Genomic DNA, 14,494 nt, shown 5'->3' with positions numbered 1-14,494 from the left:
ACCCGTGAAGACCTTCGAATCCTTGTTCGCCGAATTGACCGAGCGCGCTGCTACTCGCCCCGAGGGGTCCGGCACTGTCGCCGCCCTCGACGCCGGTGTGCATGCTCAGGGCAAAAAGGTCATCGAGGAAGCCGGTGAAGTGTGGATCGCTGCGGAATACCAGAGCGATGAGCAGCTAGCCGAGGAAATTTCCCAGCTGCTGTACTGGACGCAGGTGTTGATGGTCGGTCGCGGACTGACCCTCGAGGACGTGTACCGACATCTGTGATCGGAGCTGACCAGCGAGATGTACTCCGTCTCGCTCGTCCAGGGCTTCCGATTCATGTCGTCTCACGTCACCCACACCTTCCGAAAGGACATCCACCATGCTGCGCGTAGCAGTTCCCAACAAAGGCTCACTGTCCGAGTCCGCCGCCGAGATTCTCAGCGAGGCCGGTTACCGTCGACGCACCGATTCCCGTGATCTGACAGTCCTCGATCCGGCCAATCAGGTCGAGTTCTTCTTCTTGCGCCCCAAGGACATTGCGATCTACGTCGGCTCCGGTGAGCTGGATCTCGGCATCACCGGTCGTGATCTCGCCGGCGACTCGGGTGCTCCCGTATCCGAGCGTCTGTCACTGGGCTTCGGCCGTTCGTCGTTCCGTTACGCAGCACCGGCCGGCAAGGACTGGGCCGTCGAGGATCTGTCCGGCCTGCGCATTGCAACGTCGTACCCGAACCTGGTCCGTAAGGACCTCACAGATCGCGGACTCGACGCCACCGTCATCCGTCTCGACGGAGCAGTGGAAATCTCGATTCAGCTCGGCGTCGCCGACGCGATCGCCGACGTGGTCGGGTCGGGCCGTACTCTCCGCCAACACAACCTCGTGGCTTTCGGTGAATCGCTCTGCGATTCCGAAGGTGTCCTGATCGAGCGCACCGGCGCTCCGCAGGACGATCCCGCACGCAACCAGCTCATCGAACGCGTACGCGGAATTGTCTTCGCGCAGCAGAATCTGATGATCGACTACGACTGCCCGCGCACCATCCTCGACGACGCCATCAAGATGACTCCGGGTATGGAGTCGCCGACGCTCTCGCCGTTGGCCGATCCCGACTGGGTCGCGGTTCGCGCGATGGTCCCGATCAAGGGACACAACCAGGTGATGGATGCCTTGGCCGAACTCGGTGCCAAGGCCATCCTCGCGTCGAACATCCGCTCGGTACGCGCTTTCTGATCACTGCCTGAATAGATTTACGCGCATTCGCGCCCGTTCCTGGAAATCAGGAACGGGCGCGAATCTGCAAAGTCTGGGCGATACGGCCCACCGCACCCTGCTCGTCGTAGAGCACGCCCGCACACATGCCGACGCCGTCCGGACCCGTTGTGGTTTCGGCGGCGACACCGACCCACTCTCCCTCGGGCACACGGAAGATATGCACCGTGAGATCTGTGTTGAGGAACGTCCAGTGCTCCGGGTCGAGCTTGGCGCCGACCCCGTTTGAGATGTCGGCCACCGCGAACAAACGCTCGAGAGCAGACATCTTCTCACCCTCGACCAGCTCTGGCTTGGGGCGCGCCCATACCTTCCCGGTTCCCACGCACCCGATCGGAGCAATCCAGGACCAGTCGAGGGTCTTGAGATAGCCGACGCTCCACAGACCCTCGAGAACGCCCGGGGTGCCGCTGTCGCGGGGTTCGAGCGGGGGATCGACTACGTGGACGACGTCGCCGGTATCCACCGTCTCCATCCGCCACGCCGTACCGCGCGCAACCGCGCGTGCAGATCCGTCGGCGGTGGTTGCCCACAGTTCGGCGACGATCAATTCGATTCGGCGACCGGGTCGTTCGATCCAGGACCGGACTTCGAGGTCGGCAATCGGAATCGGTCCGAGAATCTCGACGACGACGCGCGTCAGACGGGTTTCGTCGCGCGCACCGCACCGCTCGAGGGCTCGTACCAACAGCGCCGACGGGGGAGCGCCGTGCTGCAGTGTCGGGCCCCAGATGCTGACAGTTGCCTGCGTGCTCGCGAACCGCTCGTGCCCTTCCTCCGTCGTTCCGAGGTAGCGGTAGTACGAACTGTCCGTCATGTTATGAATTCTCCTTTGCGGCAACAGGTTCGGTGCTCAGTAGGTCCGGCCAACCTGGATACGGCGGAGGTGTTCCGCCGAACGAGGGGCACAGTGACTTGTGATCGCACCAGTCGCACAGTTTGCCAGGCTTGGGTCTGAAGTCTCCGGTCGCACCTGCCGCGAGGATCGCTTTCCAGATGGCGGAGAGGGTTCGCTCGAATCGGATGAGCTCGTCGTGATCCGGGGCGTACGTGAGAATCGAGCCGGAGGCCAGATAGATCAGGCGCAGTTGTGCGGGAACGATTCCGCGAGTGCGCAGCAGTACGAGCGCGTAGAACTTCATCTGGAAGAGCGCCTTGGATTCGGTGAACTCGCGAGGCGCTTTTCCGGTCTTGTAGTCGACCACCCGCACCTCACCCGTCGGTGCAACGTCTATCCGGTCGACGAAGCCGCGGAGTCGAACGCCGTTCTCCAATTCGGTCTCGACGTAGACCTCGCACGCCTCGGCATCGAATCGAGTGGGATCTTCGAGCGTGTAGTACGTCGCGACGAGCTTGCCGACTTCGTCGAGGAACGAATCCAGCTCGCCCTCCGGAACAAGGTCAGCGGCCTCGGGAGACTCGGCACTGACACGTTCCCACGCGGGACGGACGAGTTCGGCTGCGCGATCGGGAACCCGGTGACCGGTCGGGAGTGCAAACAGTGCTTCCAGTGCCGCGTGTACGACGGTGCCTCTGACCTGGGCTCTGGTTGGCGTTTCCGGAATTCTGTCGACTGCTCGGAAGCGATAGAGCAGGGGGCATTGTTTGTAGTCACCCGCCCGAGACGGAGAGAGCGCCGGCCGACTACGCGGGCGCTCGTGTGATGTTGCACCCGTTGGAGTGGGGGTTGGCAATTCGACAGAGCTCACACCTGGCAGGCTATGCGGTTGGTCCGACAACTCCGTCGGAGCCGGTGGCGAGGACACCGGAAACAAGCGAACAGGGATCATCTGCGCATGGCGAACGAGCTGCAACCAGAAGAAGGCACGACCGAAGTGGATGAGGTTGTGCAGTCCGCTGTCGCCGAGATTCCCGAACAAGAGCTTCCAGAAGCTGATCTCACTGCGCCGGGCAAGCGGCCGTCAGGTCCGTTCCGCGTCGGCGACCGAGTACAGCTGACCGACGGCAAGGGACGCCACTACACGATCGTTCTCGAGGCGAACCGCGAATACCACACCCACAAGGGCGGAATCGTTCACAACGATCTGATCGGTGCCGACGAGGGCAGCGTCGTCAAGTCGGTCAACGGCACGCCCTATCTCGCACTGCGCCCCCTGCTGGTGGACTACGTGCTGTCCATGCCGCGCGGTGCCCAGGTCATCTACCCGAAGGACGCAGCTCAGATCGTCCACGAAGGCGACGTGTTCCCAGGAGCACGCGTGCTCGAGGCCGGAGCCGGCTCCGGCGCACTGACATGTTCGCTGCTGCGTGCCGTCGGACCCGAGGGCAAGGTCATCTCCTACGAGGTCCGCGACGATCATGCCGAACATGCGGTTCGCAACGTCGAGACCTTCTTCGGGGAACGTCCGCCGAACTGGGAACTGACCATCGCCGATCTCGCCGAGTTCGATCCGGAAGCGCACGGAGGCAAGGTCGATCGCGTCGTCCTCGACATGCTGGCCCCGTGGGACGTCCTGCCCGCCGTCTCGAAGGCACTCGTGCCGGGCGGCGTGTTGATCGTCTACGTCGCGACCGTTACTCAGCTCTCGAAGGTCGTCGAGGCGATGCGCGAGCAGGAATGCTGGACCGAGCCACGCTCGTGGGAATCGATCGTGCGCGGTTGGCACGTCGTCGGATTGGCGGTGCGCCCCGAACATCGGATGCAAGGCCACACCGCGTTCCTCGTGAGCGCTCGTCGTCTCGCCGAAGGAACTGTCACCCCGAAGCCGCAGCGGCGTGCGGGCAAGGGCTCGAACACCGCGGCCAAGTAGTCACACGAAAACAACAAGAGCGGCGATCCGGTATCCGGATCGCCGCTCTTGTCGTAGCTGGAAGTTATGCGGTGCAGGAAGCGCGGCCCATTTCCAGGAGCACGCAAGCCGAGGTGTCGGACAGCTTCCAGGAGCCGTCTTCGAGCTCCCAGGTCCACGGGGTGGCCGGGGCGGCGCCGTGCGGGCTGACGACGGCGACGTCTGCGGTTGCGGTCTGACCGTCGACCTTGACGTTGTCCACGTTGAACGTGATCGCGTAGGCAGGGTTACCGCCCAGCGCAGCACTCATCGTCTCGATGTTGGCCTGACGCTTGGTTCCGTCGACCACCAGAGCGGTCTTCTCCTCGATCGGCTTGGCCGGATCGATCAGAGCGACGAGCGAAGCGTTGAGCTCCTCGGCCGTCGGAGCCGCTGCGGCAGCGGCAGCTGACGTCGTGGCGGAAGCCGAGGCCTTGGCCGTGGTGCTCGAGGCGGCGGCGGAAGTCGAACTTGCAGCCGTCGAATCCTTGTTGTCGTCCGAGCTGCATGCACCCATGGTCAGGACGGCAGCGACAGCACAAGCGCTGATGAGAGTCTTGCGGATGATCACAGCGTTACCTTTCGTTGTAAAGAGAGACAGGCGCTGTCTCCATCTTGTAGGCAAGGCTAACATGACCAAATTCTGGCTCGAGACCAGTCGGCACGGTCCGCGCGCAGGTGTGAATTCGCACTCCCGCACCGTGTCTGGCGACAGTTGGGGCCTTATGCCGGTAGCGTTGATGGATCGCACTGGGAGGAGACGCACATGAGCTCGACAGAGAACCCGGATTCGGTTGCGGCAGCAGAAGAACTCCACGCGCTACGAGTGGAAGCACAAGTACTGCGCCGACAACTTGCACAATCGCCGGAGCAGGTGCGTGAGCTGGAGTCGAAGGTGGACTCGTTGTCCATCCGAAACAGCAAGTTGATGGACACCCTCAAAGAGGCCCGTCAGCAGCTCATCGCGCTTCGTGAAGAAGTCGACAGACTCGGTCAACCGCCGAGCGGTTACGGAGTCCTTCTCTCGGTACACGAGGACAAGACCGTCGACGTGTTCACGTCGGGTCGCAAGATGCGGTTGACGTGCTCACCGAACATCGACACGGACACCCTCGCCCTCGGGCAGACGGTTCGCCTCAACGAGGCACTCACCATCGTCGAGGCCGGCACCTACGAGCAGGTCGGTGAGATCAGCACGCTCCGTGAGGTACTCGACGACGGCTTGCGCGCACTGGTGGTCGGCCATGCCGACGAAGAGCGCATCGTCTGGCTCGCAGCGCCGTTGGCGGCCGTCTTCGCCGACCCCGAAGCCGACATCATCGCGTACGACGCCGATTCTCCGACCAGGAAACTGCGTCCGGGTGACTCGTTGCTCGTCGACACCAAGGCCGGGTACGCCTTCGAGCGCATCCCGAAGGCCGAGGTCGAAGATCTGGTTCTCGAGGAAGTTCCGGACGTTCACTACGACGACATCGGTGGTCTCGGGCGTCAGATCGAACAGATCCGTGATGCCGTCGAACTCCCGTTCCTCCACAAGGATCTGTTCCACGAGTACTCGCTGAGGCCGCCGAAGGGTGTACTGCTCTACGGTCCGCCTGGTTGCGGCAAGACGCTCATCGCCAAGGCCGTCGCCAACTCGTTGGCCAAGAAGATCGCCGAAGCCCGCGGTCAGGACAGCAAGGACGCCAAGTCCTACTTCCTGAACATCAAGGGCCCGGAACTTCTGAACAAGTTCGTCGGCGAAACCGAGCGTCACATCCGGATGATCTTCCAGCGTGCTCGTGAGAAGGCGTCCGAGGGCACTCCGGTGATCGTCTTCTTCGACGAGATGGACTCGATCTTCCGTACCCGTGGTTCGGGAGTCTCTTCCGACGTGGAGACAACGGTCGTTCCGCAGCTGCTCAGCGAGATCGACGGTGTGGAAGGGCTCGAGAACGTCATCGTCATCGGCGCTTCCAACCGTGAGGACATGATCGACCCGGCCATCCTGCGTCCGGGCCGACTGGACGTGAAGATCAAGATCGAGCGCCCCGACGCGGAATCCGCTCAGGACATCTTCTCGAAGTACCTGGTGGACGGTCTGCCGATCAATGCGGACGACCTCGCCGAGTTCGGTGGCGATCGCACCGCCTGCTTGAAGGCGATGATCGTTCGCGTCGTCGATCGCATGTACGCGGAGAGCGAAGAGAATCGTTTTCTCGAGGTCACCTACGCCAACGGCGACAAGGAAGTTCTGTTCTTCAAGGACTTCAACTCGGGTGCGATGATCCAGAACATCGTCGACCGCGCCAAGAAGTACGCGATCAAGTCTGTGCTCGACACCGGTGCTCCGGGCTTGCGTGTGCAGCACCTCTTCGATTCCATCGTCGACGAGTTCGCCGAGAACGAGGATCTGCCCAACACCACCAATCCTGATGACTGGGCACGTATTTCGGGCAAGAAGGGTGAGCGGATCGTCTACATCCGCACTCTCGTCACCGGCAAGAACGCCAGTGCCAGCCGCGCGATCGACACAGAGTCGAACACGGGCCAGTACCTGTAGCGAAACCAACACCGATCGGGCCGGCCACTCCGCGAGAGTCGTCGGCCCGATCTGTGCGTCGCTGCCGTTCCCTCCGTCGCGATTGGACCGGTCGGTCGCGCTGGTTTAGAGTCCCGCCGTGCAGATACATCTTCGACACAATCCGTCGTCCACTGTCGCTCGCTGCTACCTCGCGCCCGGCGAACCGCTGCGCGTGGAGAGCGGGGCAATGCTCGCGCATTCCGCCGGCGTAGTTCTCGAAGCGAAGGCGCAGGGCGGCGTCCTGCAGGGGCTCAAGCGGTCGATGCTCAGTGGGGAGTCGTTTTTCGTCACGACGTATACCGCTCCGCCGCAAGGTGGTTGGGTCGACGTGACTGGCGTGCTTCCCGGAGATCTGATCCCGCTGACCATCACCTCTGATCGCCCGTTCTTCCTCAACCGTGGAACATGGTTGGCCAACTCCTACGGTGTGACGGTCGAGTCCAAGTGGGGCGGCATGTCCAACCTCTTCGGCGGTGAGGGCGGCTTCGGCCTGCGGGCAAGTGGCGACGGTGAAGTAGTGCTGGCCGTCTACGGCGCGATCGACGTCATCGACTTGCAGCCAGGCGAGACGGTCACGATCGATACCGGTCACGTGGTCGCCTACGACCTCGGGATGAACTTCAACATGCGGCGCGCCGTTCAGGGGCGCACCATTCAGTCGATGAAGTCCGGTGAAGGATTTGTCTTCGACTTCACCGGCCCAGGACGCGTTCTCGCGCAGACCCGCAACCCCAGCGCGTTCGCTGCGTGGCTCTCGGCGATCACCCCGGGCTGATCACAGGTCCCACCAGTGTTCAGTCCCAGCGGTGTTCAGTCCCAGCGGTTTTCAGCTCCAGCAATAGTCGGCCAGCAGCGCGCGTGAGTCCGGAACGAACGGCCACGACGGGTCCTGCAGGTGGGCGCCGAGTTCTTTCGGCGTCCACCACCAACCTTCGGCGATCTCGCTGGGCTGATGTGCCGTCGGCCCGTCGTATCTGAGTTCGAACGCAAACAGGTGACAGCGCAACGGAGAGTTGTTCCACTCGCCGTCCCAGGATTTTCGAGCGATCTCCGTCAGTTGGAGTGGCTGGTCTGCCGTTCCGAAGATTCCGAGTTCTTCACCGACTTCACGGATCGCAGTTTCCTGCGGCGTCTCACCCGGATCGACGACACCTCCGGCAAGACAGTCGTGATAGCCCCCGAACACCGCTTTCGTGTCGGTTCGGCGATGGACGTAGATGCGGGAGCCGTCCCCGGTACGAACCAGGACGCCCGCACTCGCGTGCCAGAGCCCACCCGAGTAGACGACCGAACGTGGTGCTCGGCCGATCGGATTACCCGTCCGGTCGTACACGGCGACTACCTCGTCCGCGGGATTCAGGTCTGCGGTGAGAGGTTGGTGCATTCCTCCAACTGTGCCACGCCTGTGGGTGCCGCGCCGCAATCACATAGGCTCTTGTGTCATGCAGCGGATCATCGGTGTCGAGGTCGAATACGGAATATCTTCACCCAGTGAGCCGTCGGCGAATCCGATTCTCACTTCAACCCAGGCGGTGCTTGCCTACGCCGCCGCAGCGGGCGTGCCACGGGCCAAGCGCACACGCTGGGATTACGAGGTCGAATCTCCGCTGCGAGATGCCCGAGGCTTCGATCTGGGGCGAATGAGCGGTCCCGCGCCGGTGATCGACGCGGACGAGATCGGCGCCGCGAACATGATTCTCACCAACGGGGCACGGTTGTACGTCGACCACGCACATCCGGAGTATTCGGCGCCCGAGGTCGCCGACCCGCTCGACGCCGTGATCTGGGACAAGGCCGGCGAACGCGTCATGGAAGCGGCTGCGCGGCACGCATCCAGCGTGCCGGGTGCGCCTCGGCTCCAGCTGTACAAGAACAACGTCGACGGCAAGGGTGCCTCGTACGGCACGCACGAGAACTACCTCTGCTCACGTGAGACCCCGTTCGCCTCGATAGTGACCGGATTAACCCCGTTTTTCGCGTCCCGGCAGGTGATCTGCGGTTCCGGTCGTGTGGGTCTCGGTCAGTCCGGCGACGAGGCCGGATTCCAGCTTTCGCAGCGATCCGACTACATCGAGGTCGAAGTAGGCCTCGAGACCACTCTCAAGCGCGGAATCATCAACACCCGCGACGAACCGCACGCGGATGCGGACAAGTATCGCCGCCTGCACGTCATCATCGGTGACGCGAACCTCGCGGAGATGTCGACGTACCTCAAGGTTGGAACAACGGCGCTGGTACTCGACCTGATCGAGGCAGGTGTCGACCTCACCGATCTGCAACTGGCGCGTCCGGTCACGGCCGTCCACCACATCAGTCACGACCCCACTCTGCGCAAGACCGTTGCGCTGGCCGACGGACGTGAACTGACAGGGCTTGCGCTGCAACGCATTTACCTCGAACGTGTCTCGAAGTTCCTCGACCGTGAGACCGATCGTGATCCGCGAGCGGACGATATCGTCGCCAAGTGGGCGATGGTTCTCGATCTCCTCGAGCGCGATCCCATGGAGTGCGCGAACATCCTCGACTGGCCGGCCAAACTGCGTCTGCTCGAAGGGTTCCGCAATCGTGAGGGACTCGCGTGGTCGGCGCCGCGATTGCATCTGGTGGATCTGCAGTACTCCGACGTGCGACTCGACAAGGGCCTGTACAACCGCCTGGTTGCTCGCGGCTCAATGGAGCGGCTTGTCACCGAACAGCAGGTTCTCGACGCGGTCACGAACCCTCCCACCGACACTCGCGCATACTTCCGGGGCGAGTGCCTACGCCGATTCGGGGCCGATATCGCGGCCGCGAGCTGGGATTCGGTCATCTTCGATCTCGGCGGTGAATCGTTGATCCGTATCCCCACCCTCGAGCCGCTTCGAGGTACCAAAGCGCACGTCGGAGCGTTGCTCGACTCCGTGGACAGCGCCGCGGAACTGGTTGATCAGCTCACTCACTGAAATCAGCCGATGCGGCTCGCCGTCGCGTCTCTCCACACCTGACGGTGCCGCTCGGTAGGGTGAAGGTCCGAGCGGGATCAGTTACCGACTCTGCTGGGCCGAACAGGATGCTCGCGAGAGCTCCCTTCACACAAGGAGGTCGACGGCGATGGCTCAAGAACAGACGCAGCGTGCCGGTGGCGGCGAAGACGACGAAACCACTGGTGGCGACGGCAGTGCCGGCCAGGAACGTCGCGAGAAGCTCGCTGCAGAAACCGACGACCTGCTCGACGAGATCGACGACGTGTTGGAAGAGAACGCCGAGGACTTCGTCCGTGCCTACGTCCAGAAGGGCGGCCAGTGACGGTGGATCGCGCGCCCCGGATCACAGACGGGGACACACGGTTGAGCTTCGGCTCGAATCTGTCGTCATTCTCGGAATACCTTCGGGTGCATGCACCGGAGCATCTTCCGCAGAACCGCTTCGCCGACACAGGAGGTGTTGTCATGGGCGGGGGAGACGTAGCTCCGCACGGCACCACCATCGTCGCGATCAGCTATGCGGGTGGTGTTCTGCTCGCGGGTGATCGCCGAGCGACGATGGGCAATCTCATCGCCAGCCGTGACGTGCAGAAGGTGTACGTCACGGACGACTACTCGGCTGCGGGTATTGCCGGTACGGCCGGGATCGCAATCGAACTGGTCCGGCTCTTCGCGGTCGAGCTCGAACATTACGAGAAGATCGAAGGCGTCCCACTCACGTTCGACGGCAAGGCCAATCGACTTTCGTCGATGGTTCGAGGAAATCTCGGAGCAGCGATGCAAGGTTTGGCGGTTGTGCCACTGCTCGTGGGTTACGACCTGGACGCGGTCGATCCGTCCACCGCCGGTCGCATCGTCTCCTACGACGTCGTCGGTGGGCGATACGAGGAGCGCGCGGGCTATCACGCAGTCGGATCTGGCTCCCTGTTCGCGAAATCGGCGCTCAAGAAGCTGTATTCACCGGGAATCGACGAGGACACCGCGCTTCGGTTCGCCGTCGAGGCGCTGTACGACGCGGCAGATGACGATTCGGCTACCGGTGGTCCTGATCTGACACGGGGGATCTATCCGACGGCGGTCACCATCACCTCGGCCGGCGCTGTGGAGTTGTCGCCCACCAGGGCTGCCGAGATCGCCAGGGAGATCGTCGCGGCTCGCACGGCGACCGCGAGTCCGGAAGGGGAGTCTGCGCTATGACGATGCCGTATTACGCATCCGCCGAACAGATCATGCGCGATCGTTCGGAATTGGCGCGCAAGGGAATTGCCCGCGGGCGCAGCGTCGTCGTTCTCACCTACCGCGACGGAGTGCTCTTTGTCGCCGAGAACCCGTCGCGTGCTCTGCACAAGGTCAGCGAACTGTACGACCGTCTCGGATTCGCGGCAGTGGGCAAGTACAACGAGTTCGAGAATCTGCGCCGCGCGGGCATCGTCCACGCAGACATGCGTGGGTACTCGTACGATCGTCGGGACGTCACCGGGCGTTCGCTCGCCAATGCGTACGCACAAACCCTGGGAACGATCTTCACCGAGCAGCCCAAGCCGTACGAGGTCGAGATCTGTGTTGCCGAGATCGGTCGCTTCGGAAGCAGTACGCCGGCTCAGCTCTACCGGATCACGTACGACGGATCCATCGCGGACGAGCAGGAATTCGTGGTCATGGGCGGCACGACCGAACCGATCGTGACGGCGATGCGCGAGTCGTACCAGCGAGACCTCGACCTCGAATCCGCAGTGCGGATTGCAGTCGGGGCGCTCCAAAAGGGCGGCCCGGCACCGGCCGGAACCACTGAGGCGGAACCACGAACTCTCGATGTGAGCGCACTCGAGGTTGCCGTACTCGACAGCAATCGTCCACGCCGTGCGTTCAAACGGATCGCTGGAACGGTTTTGGAAGAGATGCTTCCAGCTCCGGCAGCAGTCGAGGATGCGCCGCCGGCAAACGGCGACGCACCCTCGTAGATACTCCGTAGGTCTGGGAGCTACTGCAGGTCTGGAGTCACTGAGTGACTCGGTAGACGGCCACCGCGCCCGGTTCGGTGTCGAAATCGAACCGGCGCGCGTCTGCCACCACTTCACCGTCGGTGGCGATGGCTACCGGTGAATCGGCGACTCGGACCGACATCGAAGAGACTAGTTCGCGAACGTAGACCCGCGAGCTGCCCAATGTGCCTGTGGCTGCGGCAAACAGCAGACGTGAGCGCGAGAATTTCTTGTCCGCGCGCAGATAGCGGACGTCGAGTAGTCCACGGTTCATCTCCGGACGCGACATCGGCACTTGATCGGCGGGGGAGTATCGCCCGTTTCCGACGAACAGCATCCAGATGGTGGTCCGCTTTTCGTCGATGGTGACAGTCATCGGCTCCGCCGCTGCGAGAACCCGGATCATCGCGGCTCCCGCGGCCGGCCACTTACCGAAACGTGGTTCCCACTTTTCCCTCAGGCGCACAGCATCCGGGTATCCACCGAGGCTGGCTGTGTTGAGAAACCGTGCAGTCACTCCGGAATCCGTGCGCACCACCGCGTGGTCGACGAATGCCGCCTGACCGGACTCGACTGCCTGTGCGGTCTCCTCGACATTCACCGCCCCGACGTCGCGGGCGAAATGGTTCAATGTTCCGCCGGGAAAAACCGCAAGTGGTAGCTCGTGCTTTGTCGCCGCGGTCGCGACCGTGACCACTGTTCCGTCGCCGCCGCATACACCCAACGCTTTCGGCGAGAGCTCGGGGATCTTGGCATCGATCTGCATGTCGAAGTCGATGTCCGCGTCGAACTCGTAGACGATCGCCGCAGGTAGTAGTTCTCGAATCGATTCCACGATCCCGTCGTCCTCGGAGCCTGAACCAGGATTGGTGAAGACCAACAAGCCTTCTCCGCGCGGGAGCGCGGGGACCACGCACTCGGGTCCGAGTTCGGCGGGCTCTTCGTCCCGCACCGCCCACCAACGACGCGTGCCGGCAGCGATAGCACCGCCGACCGCGAGGCCTGCGAAGACGTCGGACGGCCAGTGGACTCCGTTGTGAACACGTGAGTACGCCACTGCTGCGGCCAGTGGTGCGAGAGCAGCTCCAGCAACCGGGGACTCCATGGCCACTGCCGCGGTGAATGCCGCGGCCGAAGACGAATGTCCGGAGGGGAACGAGGACGACGTCGGAATGTCGACGCCTCGCTTCGGGCTCAGCCAGACGCGTGCCGGTGGGCGTCGGCGGGGAAAGAGGGGCTTGAGTATGCCGTTGGCCAGCGCGCTGGAACCGGCCAGTGCGAGCAGCCCGCGTGCTGCTGCCCTACGGGGCCGCCCGCCGATCATCGCGAGCAAGGCGGCGACAACCATCCACAAAACGCCGTGATCGGCGGCTCTGGAGAGAAACCGCATGGTCGGGTCGAGCACGGAAGGGCGCAGTGCTCCAGTGCTTTCCATGACTTTGACGTCGCTTCGGACAACTTTTCGGCGAATAAGGCTCACACCGTCACACTATGCTGCCGCCCGACGTTGTCGAGTCGTGACTTACGACGCGATCGAAGTACACGGGTGAACCTCGCATTCTGGTTGTACTGTCGAAGTGTGCAGAGACGAATCATGGGTATCGAGACGGAATTCGGCGTTACCTGCACCTTTCACGGGCACAGGAGACTGAGCCCCGACGAGGTTGCTCGTTACCTCTTCCGTCGTGTCGTGTCGTGGGGTCGCAGCTCCAACGTCTTCCTCCGTAACGGAGCTCGCTTGTACCTGGATGTGGGTTCGCACCCGGAGTACGCGACGGCCGAGTGCGACAGCCTCATCCAGCTGGTCAATCACGACCGTGCCGGTGAGCGTGTGCTCGAAGAACTGCTAATCGACGCCGAGGCGAGACTCGCCGAGGAGGGTATTGGTGGCGACATCTATCTCTTCAAGAACAACACCGACTCGGCCGGAAACTCGTACGGCTGCCACGAGAACTTTCTCGTCGCGCGCGCCGGTGAGTTCTCCCGCATTTCGGATGTCTTGTTGCCGTTCCTCGTCACGCGCCAGTTGATCTGCGGCGCCGGAAAGGTACTGCAGACTCCGAAGGCCGCGACGTTCTGCCTCTCGCAGCGCGCGGAACACATCTGGGAGGGCGTCTCGTCGGCTACCACTCGCTCGCGTCCGATCATCAACACCCGCGACGAACCGCACGCGGACGCCGAGAAGTACCGCCGCCTGCACGTGATCGTCGGCGATTCGAACATGGCCGAAACGACGACGATGCTCAAGGTCGGTTCGGCCGCACTGGTGCTCGAGATGATCGAAGCCGGGGTGTCGTTCCGCGATTTCGCGCTGGACAACCCGATTCGTGCCATCCGCGAGGTCAGTCACGACGTGACCGGTAAAAAGCCGGTTCGCCTTGCTGGTGGACGTCAGGCCAGTGCCCTCGATATTCAACGCGAATACCACGCCAAGGCAGTCGAACATCTGCGTAACCGCGAACCGGACCCGCAGGTGGAGCAGGTAGTCGACCTGTGGGGTCGCACCCTCGATGCCGTCGAAGCTCAGGATTTTGCGAAGGTCGACACGGAGATCGACTGGGTCATCAAGCGCAAGCTGTTCCAGCGCTACCAGGACCGTCACGGTTTCGATCTGTCCGATCCCAAGATCGCGCAGCTCGACTTGGCTTACCATGACATCAAACGCGGCCGGGGCGTCTTCGACGTTCTCCAGCGCAAGGGCTTGGTCAAGCGGGTCACCGAGGACGAGACGATCGACGACGCCGTCGAGAATCCGCCGCAGACCACGCGCGCCAAATTGCGGGGCGACTTCATCACCGCAGCCCAGGCAGCAGGCCGGGACTTCACAGTCGACTGGGTTCACCTCAAGCTCAACGATCAGGCGCAGAGAACGGTGCTGTGCAAGGACCCGTTCCGCTCCGTCGACGAGCGTGTCGAGCGTTTGATCGCTTCGATGTAGGTC

Annotated in this window: 15 protein-coding genes; 10 read left to right on the top strand and 5 right to left on the bottom strand. The window is 62.9% G+C overall.

The window, feature by feature from the left end; all coding sequences use genetic code 11:
- The first annotated feature begins 4 nt into the window (after positions 1-4).
- Positions 5-268 (top strand): phosphoribosyl-ATP diphosphatase, encoded by a 264-nt coding sequence (locus tag M0639_RS14945; RefSeq protein ID WP_003944933.1) that lies wholly within the window; start codon positions 5-7, stop codon positions 266-268.
- Between the two features lie 97 nt (positions 269-365).
- On the top strand, positions 366-1,217 hold the full coding sequence (gene hisG / locus M0639_RS14940) for an ATP phosphoribosyltransferase (RefSeq protein WP_003944905.1): 852 nt from the start codon (positions 366-368) through the stop codon (positions 1,215-1,217).
- A 46-nt stretch (positions 1,218-1,263) separates the two neighbouring features.
- Here hisG and M0639_RS14935 read toward each other — a convergent pair whose 3' ends face one another.
- Positions 1,264-2,073 (bottom strand): thioesterase family protein, encoded by an 810-nt coding sequence (locus M0639_RS14935; protein ID WP_003944950.1) that lies wholly within the window; start codon positions 2,071-2,073, stop codon positions 1,264-1,266.
- 1 nt (position 2,074) lies between these two features.
- Positions 2,075-2,965, bottom strand: a complete 891-nt coding sequence (locus tag M0639_RS14930; RefSeq protein ID WP_370852750.1) for a RecB family exonuclease — start codon at positions 2,963-2,965, stop codon at positions 2,075-2,077.
- Positions 2,966-3,103: 138 nt separating this feature from the next.
- Here M0639_RS14930 and M0639_RS14925 point away from each other — a divergent pair, with 138 nt between their 5' ends.
- Positions 3,104-4,027, top strand: coding sequence for a tRNA (adenine-N1)-methyltransferase (locus M0639_RS14925; RefSeq protein ID WP_007729892.1), 924 nt, complete (start codon positions 3,104-3,106; stop codon positions 4,025-4,027).
- A gap of 64 nt (positions 4,028-4,091) precedes the next feature.
- Here the strand turns inward: M0639_RS14925 and M0639_RS14920 are convergent, their stop codons facing one another.
- Positions 4,092-4,616 (bottom strand): WKL family lipoprotein, encoded by a 525-nt coding sequence (locus tag M0639_RS14920; RefSeq protein ID WP_003944789.1) that lies wholly within the window; start codon positions 4,614-4,616, stop codon positions 4,092-4,094.
- Between the two features lie 195 nt (positions 4,617-4,811).
- Between M0639_RS14920 and arc the strand changes: the two genes are divergently transcribed.
- Together arc and M0639_RS14910 are read left to right on the top strand one after the other, a co-directional pair.
- On the top strand, positions 4,812-6,587 hold the full coding sequence (arc, locus tag M0639_RS14915) for a proteasome ATPase (protein ID WP_003944870.1): 1,776 nt from the start codon (positions 4,812-4,814) through the stop codon (positions 6,585-6,587).
- 118 nt (positions 6,588-6,705) lie between these two features.
- Entirely contained in the window at positions 6,706-7,383 is a 678-nt protein-coding gene (locus M0639_RS14910) for a TIGR00266 family protein (RefSeq protein WP_003944961.1), read from the top strand.
- Between the two features lie 51 nt (positions 7,384-7,434).
- On the opposite strand, the gene M0639_RS14905 is transcribed toward M0639_RS14910, so the two are convergent.
- A complete protein-coding gene (locus tag M0639_RS14905; RefSeq protein ID WP_064074326.1) occupies positions 7,435-7,992 on the bottom strand; it encodes an NUDIX hydrolase in 558 nt (185 codons plus the stop codon).
- A gap of 58 nt (positions 7,993-8,050) precedes the next feature.
- On the opposite strand from M0639_RS14905, the gene dop reads away from it, so the two are divergent.
- The 4 genes from dop to prcA all read left to right on the top strand — a co-directional run bounded on the left by dop (position 8,051) and on the right by prcA (position 11,532).
- A complete protein-coding gene (gene dop / locus M0639_RS14900) occupies positions 8,051-9,550 on the top strand; it encodes a depupylase/deamidase Dop (protein ID WP_003944852.1) in 1,500 nt (499 codons plus the stop codon).
- A gap of 148 nt (positions 9,551-9,698) precedes the next feature.
- A complete protein-coding gene (locus M0639_RS14895; RefSeq protein ID WP_003944925.1) occupies positions 9,699-9,893 on the top strand; it encodes a ubiquitin-like protein Pup in 195 nt (64 codons plus the stop codon).
- Positions 9,890-10,768, top strand: coding sequence for a proteasome subunit beta (prcB, locus tag M0639_RS14890; RefSeq protein ID WP_054187394.1), 879 nt, complete (start codon positions 9,890-9,892; stop codon positions 10,766-10,768). Before M0639_RS14895 ends, prcB begins: the two co-directional genes overlap by 4 nt.
- Positions 10,765-11,532 (top strand): proteasome subunit alpha, encoded by a 768-nt coding sequence (gene prcA / locus M0639_RS14885; protein WP_003945006.1) that lies wholly within the window; start codon positions 10,765-10,767, stop codon positions 11,530-11,532. Before prcB ends, prcA begins: the two co-directional genes overlap by 4 nt.
- A 37-nt stretch (positions 11,533-11,569) precedes the next feature.
- Here the strand turns inward: prcA and M0639_RS14880 are convergent, their stop codons facing one another.
- Positions 11,570-12,988 carry a bifunctional phosphatase PAP2/diacylglycerol kinase family protein gene (locus M0639_RS14880; protein ID WP_064074325.1) on the bottom strand — a complete coding sequence of 473 codons (1,419 nt, stop codon included), beginning with the start codon at positions 12,986-12,988 and terminating at the stop codon, positions 11,570-11,572.
- A 144-nt stretch (positions 12,989-13,132) separates the two neighbouring features.
- Between M0639_RS14880 and pafA the strand changes: the two genes are divergently transcribed.
- A complete protein-coding gene (gene pafA / locus M0639_RS14875; RefSeq protein WP_007729869.1) occupies positions 13,133-14,491 on the top strand; it encodes a Pup--protein ligase in 1,359 nt (452 codons plus the stop codon).
- Positions 14,492-14,494 lie beyond the last annotated feature (3 nt).

The sequence above is a fragment of the Rhodococcus qingshengii JCM 15477 genome, from assembly GCF_023221595.1.
GTDB lineage: Bacteria > Actinomycetota > Actinomycetes > Mycobacteriales > Mycobacteriaceae > Rhodococcus_F > Rhodococcus_F qingshengii.
The sequence above is the reverse complement of the archived record's forward strand: the minus strand, read 5'-3'. Positions and strand labels throughout refer to the sequence as shown.